This window comes from Acinetobacter seifertii, from assembly GCF_000368065.1.
GTDB classification, from domain to species: Bacteria; Pseudomonadota; Gammaproteobacteria; order Pseudomonadales; family Moraxellaceae; genus Acinetobacter; species Acinetobacter seifertii.
The window spans coordinates 1-5,003 of the sequence record NZ_KB851208.1; the positions used below are offsets into that span (position 1 = coordinate 1).

The following is a 5,003-nucleotide window of genomic DNA, read 5'->3' on the forward strand; positions in this document are numbered from 1 at the left end:
GGCTTACAGCATTTTACGAAATTGTTTGTATCCAAGCACCAGTGAAGTCCCTATGATCGATCTATATGAACAGGATGTTCAATGACTTAAAACAACAATAATAATCAGTCAGGCACCATGACCATCAGGTAGTCAGCCCTACCTATGCGCTCCATACCGAAAAATCCCGACATGATGTCGGGATTTTTTATTTAATATAAAATAAAACTTACTTATTCAAATGTAATGCAACATCTTTGGCTACTTGCACTGCAATATCGTCCCATGCTGAATCCAATAGGCCAGTTTGCGATGATCCTCCTATTTTTGGATCTTTAAGCTTAGAAGTGAATGTTTTTGACCATTTTTCACCTTTATACTCAAACGTAGCAGTGAAAGTCACATTCGCAACATCGATAGCTGGAGTAACATTGAAAATCCCAGCAGAATATTCAAATCCTGATCTAGCACTCTCAACTGTGATTGTTAAAGGATTTCCATTTGGTGATAACTGAACAAACTGTGAAAGTGCTTCTTCAATTCGGCTAGACAATGCGACACCAGTAGGAATACGAGTTCGCGACCCTCCTCCTACAAAGCCATCTGCACCTTGTACATCAATACGTTGAGGAAAAGTATTCGGATTCCACTTTATCGTAATAACTTCCTTTGTTTTTTGTATTTCTGATAATTGAGATACAGATGTATAGTTCAGACGATTGTTAAAAGGCAGATTGACGGCACAGCCTGTCAGCATTGAAGAAAATAATACTGTAAGTACTAAACTGTAGTTTTTCATTCGAATTCCAATAATTGATAATATTTATGCATGTCAATTAACATGACCTATTATATTAATATTTATAAAAATATTTTTCCATGAGATCGAAGTGTGAAGTCATTTTTAAAGAATCTGACTTTAAATTAGCCACTATAAGATCTGCTAAGACCCAATATGAAATCTCGACTTTGTCATTGATTCGTATAAGAGTTTTTATGTTAAGTAATGATCATAAAATCTAATGAGACATAACCACAAGAAGTCGTGAAAAAAGCTCAATAAGAATTGGGCTTTTTCCTATCTGTTATTGATTGTTTATTACTTCAGTAGGGAAATGGGCATTCCAAATTTCTCTAGTTTTTAATGGGCGATCATATTCCGATATGAATTCGGTCAGATTTGCCAATAAGTAAGTTATCTGTGCTTTATTTAATACCGCAATCTGACTACAGATGAAACTTTCAATATCAACAAAGTTGAAAAGATGGGCTTGTTCTTTTGTAAATCCGCTAACCATCTTAGGTGAATAAGTTACTTCACTTAATAATGATGTATCCTGAGGAATCCTACAAAGGAAAGTAATAGGTGTATCTAAATATCCTTGTTCAGCTAATACATCATAACTATCGCTAAGACGTTTAGTATCAACGACTTTCAGCGTTACTTCAAAAATATTAGAAATAACATCATTTTTAGTGATTACTATATCTCCAGGTTTTTGAGATGTAGTATTTGTGCCTGATACGCTCTCTTTTGTTCCAGACACAATGGTATTTGGGTCATAAAGATAGATAGTTTCTAACAATGTACCAATAAAAAATTGAGGTATCGTTCCACCTTCTACCGCTTGAGAAACAAAACTCCATAATTTGATAGCTAATTCTTGCTGAGATTCTGTATCTGTAGTTATTGTAGTGACTACAGAGCTCGCATAGAGATCTGCTAATTCTTTAAGTCTAAACATAAAGAAATTAACTAAAAAATTATAATTATCTTTTTGACTAAAGTGGTTATCAAGCAGATGTAAATAATTCACGACAGCTTCAGCAGCGCGTTGAGGTCTTTTACCTTCTGCCCAATCCGCATTTAATACATTGGTATTTTTAGCCACATTCAATGGATCTGATTTTCCAGATGGTATTTTCAAATCTCTTAATGCCAAGAAGATACCATTTTCAAAAATTGCTCGTGGGCTACAGTCATAAAACTTGTTTAAAAAATCATAACTACTGTTTAAGTGTTTTCCCACAATAGCAGTGAGAACAATTCCCCTAAAACCCTTTGCAGTAATTTTGGCATGCACAACATTTTGTAAAATTGAATCGGCCTGTTCAAATAAAGGATGGCTAGAAAAATCATCTATAGTCAAATGATTTATATTTGAATATAAATCTTCAACATATTGTTTAGCTTTAATATTTCTTTCTTCAGGTGTGATCGACATTTAAAACTCAAAAAATTTTAGAACTAAGTTCTGAAGGTTCTGATTAGATGAAATTCGATAAATTTTCAGTAAACTTTTTAGCTCTAAGATGTCTAAACGTCTTTCTAATCTTTCAATTTTAGAAATGTCTGCCTGAGAAATATCTAACAATGTAGCTACTTCTTTTTGAGAGATTCCTAATCTTTTTCTTTCACTAGATAAGATTTGGATAAGCTCAATATAATCAGAATTATAAATAGTTTTTACTTTCATATATTTACCAAATATCTAGTGACTTATTTTAGGGAAAATGTAAAATATTCGAAATTAGAATATTTTGAGATTGATTTAATGAAGGCTATTTCTTTATTTAGTGGAGCTGGAGGCATGGATGTGGGAATGATTACCGCAGGATTCTCCGTTCAAATAGCCAATGAAATTGATCCAACTGCTTGTAAAACTTATGCTTTAAATCATAAAAGTTGTTTGTTGATTGAGGGTGATCTTGATCAAAATTTAGAAAAATTTAATGGAATCTCAAATATTGATTTAATCTTTGGTGGTCCGCCATGCCAAGGTTTTTCTGTAGCTGGAAAAATGGATTTGAAAGATCCTCGTTCGAAGCTAGTATTTTCATTTTTAGAAGTAGTTAGACGAGTTTCTCCTAATGCATTTGTTATGGAAAATGTTAAAGCCTTAGGTGCATTAGAAAAGTTTAGCCACATTAAACAAGAAATCATCTCCCAAGCTAATGATATGGGTTATAGAGTTTCCGTAATTCAACTAAATGCAAAAGATTTTGGCGTTCCTCAATCTCGTGAACGTGTCTTTTTCATTGGCTTAAAAAATGGGAATCACATTACATTAGATGATTTTGAACAATATTGTGAGGATGCTCCTAGTATTAGAGAAGCAATTTCTCATTTAGGGCCAGCAGGATCAGTAACGAATCCTCATATCACCAATGCAAAAATTACGATTGCCAAGAATCCAGTTTTAAGAAAATCTGCCTATGCAGGAATGTTATTTAATGGGCAAGGTAGACCCTTAAATCCTGACTCATGGAGTAGTACTCTACCTGCATCAATGGGTGGGAATAGAACGCCCATTATTGATGAAAATCACTTATATGATTACGGTGAAAGTTGGGTTGAGAAATATCATTCAGATTTAATGAGTGGTAAGGATATTAATATTCTACAAGTCCCTAAATCCTTAAGAAGGCTAACGATTGATGAAGCTAAAATCATTCAAACTTTTCCAGAGGATTATAAATTTCATGGAACTCAATCAAAAGTTTTTACGCAAATAGGAAATGCTGTTCCATGTAAATTAGCTGAAGTTGTAGGGCTGGTTGTAAAAAACAAATTAGATAATAAAGTCTTAAAAACAACTAGAAATGAATATCAAAGTGATCTATTTCCTGAATTGATGTAAGACTCTGAATTGTTTTTCTTCAATATAAGTTTTAAATCCTAGATCTGAGGTCTAGGATTTTTTGATTTCATATATATAACAGCGATTCTATCCTAGACGACCGATGTGTGGCTCCTCAGTCTAAAGGACTTGTCCAGTGACTGTTGGAAATTGAGTGAGAGCATTTAATTGATTTATGCGACAAAGGCTGTCGTTAGGATTTCTCCCCCCTATGTATATTGTTTCTATTACGTATTAATATTTATAAGTAAATTTTAAAATAAGAAGGAAATTATGGGAGTAAGAGCAACAATAAATTCTTATGATGAAATATTTTCACTTGATAATTTTATAGAAAATAAGGAAATCACCTTAGAAAATTTTGAAAATATTGTGGTTGATTATGAAATTAAAGATACAGAGCTAAAGTGTTGTTTAACCGATGAAAAAGGTAAGTGTGGTCAGATCCATCAAAAAGGTTATTTAGTCTTATTAAAGGATGGGACTTACAGTTTGATGGGGGGAACGTGTGGCAGAACTAAATTTAATGCAGATAGTACAATTTCCAAAAATATTGCCTATTTCGAAAATGAACGTAAAAGACAAGAAAAGCTGGGTAGGCTTTATGATTTTATAAATAATAAAGAAAAATACGAAAATATAATTAATAGCCTGAAAGAAATAGTTGGTGAAATAACAGCATTTTATCGAGAGATTCAAATACTAGGTTTTAACCTTAAAATATTGAATGATAGATATAAATCATCTGATAGAGCAGTTCTAATAAAAACATATAAATATGATGAGAAAGGTAATTCTAGATACCAAGCGACAGAAAGAATTGGGTATTTACAAGAGCTTAATCTGTTTGATGAAAAAGATACTGGGAGCTATGGTCTAGACGTTCATAGACTAATAATAGGACTAAAAAAAGCTTGTGAGCTAGATGATCAAATAAAGCAAAAGCCGAAAGCTCGGGTTGATAAGCAAGTCAATGATCTGGTAAGAGATTTAAGCCATTTTGAAAGTTTGCAAGATGAATTATTGATGAGAAAATCTAGCATAGAGCGGTTTAAAAATTCAGACTTATCACTGCTATGTTATTTAACAAATAGTTATCATATTAGAGAAGATGCTGCCAAGTATTTTCTACGAAGTAAAGGTAGAGATATTTCTAAGACGGAATCTTATTTAGCAAACAAAGATAGCTCCTATTTAGATCAATATAGTTGTGATGAACTAAGTGTTAAATCAAAGCATTAAGTTAAGTTTTCCTAAAATTAACATAATACACCTTATACGAAGCCCAGGTGTTAGAACCCATTTAAAGTGTCTATATTCTCACCAATAAAAATGTCTAGTTTATGATGGCTTAAACATCATGGACTGGATATGAAATATAGA

5 protein-coding genes are annotated in these 5,003 nt (G+C 32.5%); 2 read left to right on the forward strand and 3 right to left on the reverse strand.

Annotated elements, in window-relative coordinates:
- Positions 1-208 precede the first annotated feature (208 nt).
- The 3 genes from F985_RS24910 to F985_RS24920 all read right to left on the reverse strand — a co-directional run bounded on the left by F985_RS24910 (position 209) and on the right by F985_RS24920 (position 2,456).
- Positions 209-778 (reverse strand): hypothetical protein, encoded by a 570-nt coding sequence (locus F985_RS24910; protein WP_004706640.1) that lies wholly within the window; start codon positions 776-778, stop codon positions 209-211.
- Positions 779-1,064: 286 nt separating this feature from the next.
- Entirely contained in the window at positions 1,065-2,204 is a 1,140-nt protein-coding gene (locus F985_RS24915) for a hypothetical protein (protein WP_004706641.1), read from the reverse strand.
- A complete protein-coding gene (locus F985_RS24920) occupies positions 2,205-2,456 on the reverse strand; it encodes a helix-turn-helix domain-containing protein (RefSeq protein ID WP_004706643.1) in 252 nt (83 codons plus the stop codon).
- A gap of 78 nt (positions 2,457-2,534) precedes the next feature.
- Here F985_RS24920 and F985_RS24925 point away from each other — a divergent pair, with 78 nt between their 5' ends.
- Together F985_RS24925 and F985_RS24930 are read left to right on the forward strand one after the other, a co-directional pair.
- Positions 2,535-3,620, forward strand: coding sequence for a DNA cytosine methyltransferase (locus tag F985_RS24925; protein WP_004706644.1), 1,086 nt, complete (start codon positions 2,535-2,537; stop codon positions 3,618-3,620).
- Positions 3,621-3,893: 273 nt separating this feature from the next.
- Entirely contained in the window at positions 3,894-4,862 is a 969-nt protein-coding gene (locus F985_RS24930) for a hypothetical protein (RefSeq protein WP_004706646.1), read from the forward strand.
- The last annotated feature ends 141 nt before the right edge of the window (positions 4,863-5,003 follow it).

Excerpts from the sequence above, each read along its gene's own strand:
- F985_RS24915 (WP_004706641.1), bottom strand. The coding sequence starts at position 2,204 with ATGTCGATCACACCTGAAGAAAGAAATATTAAAGCTAAACAATATGTT.
- F985_RS24920 (WP_004706643.1), bottom strand. The coding sequence starts at position 2,456 with ATGAAAGTAAAAACTATTTATAATTCTGATTATATTGAGCTTATCCAA.
- F985_RS24925 (WP_004706644.1), top strand. The coding sequence starts at position 2,535 with ATGAAGGCTATTTCTTTATTTAGTGGAGCTGGAGGCATGGATGTGGGA.
- F985_RS24910 (WP_004706640.1), bottom strand. The coding sequence starts at position 778 with ATGAAAAACTACAGTTTAGTACTTACAGTATTATTTTCTTCAATGCTG.
- F985_RS24930 (WP_004706646.1), top strand. The coding sequence starts at position 3,894 with ATGGGAGTAAGAGCAACAATAAATTCTTATGATGAAATATTTTCACTT.